Origin of the sequence: Streptomyces sp. SID3212, assembly GCF_009865405.1 — a bacterium.
In the GTDB taxonomy this organism is placed as follows: domain Bacteria; phylum Actinomycetota; class Actinomycetes; order Streptomycetales; family Streptomycetaceae; genus Streptomyces.
In genome coordinates this window covers 1-398 of sequence record NZ_WWJY01000384.1, presented here as the reverse complement: position 1 = coordinate 398, position 398 = coordinate 1, and the positions used below count along the sequence as shown (strand labels likewise).

At 76.9% G+C, this 398-nt stretch carries 1 protein-coding gene; it reads left to right on the top strand.

Going from position 1 to position 398, the window contains the following annotated elements; genetic code table 11:
* The coding region (locus tag GT042_RS11565) for a dethiobiotin synthase (RefSeq protein ID WP_161308627.1) at positions 1-398 on the top strand (398 nt) is incomplete at both ends.

Sequence of the window (398 nt, the reverse complement as noted above, 5' to 3'; positions counted from 1 at the left end):
GTCGGGCAGACCCGCTCGGATCGGCCCGGCGGACCCGGTTCGGCGCGGCCGCCCCGCAGGCGGAGGTGGGCGGTACGGCCGCGCAGGTAGGGGTCGCCGGGCCCGGGGCGGGTCGTGGTGGTGTGGGGGCGTTGACCGTGGTGGAACTCGCCCGGTTTCCCGAGCCGTTGGCGCCTGCTACGGCTGCTCGGCGTTCGGGCTTGGCCGCCGTGTCGCCCGACGAGATCGCCGATGCCGCGCTGAAGCTCGCCGTGGAGCACGACCTGGTGATCGTGGAGGGCGCGGGCGGGCTGCTGGTGCGGTTCGACGAGGCCGGCGGGACGCTCGCGGACGTGGCCCGGTTGCTGGGCGCCCCGGTCCTGGTGGTGGCCGCGGCGGGCCTCGGCACGCTGAACGTC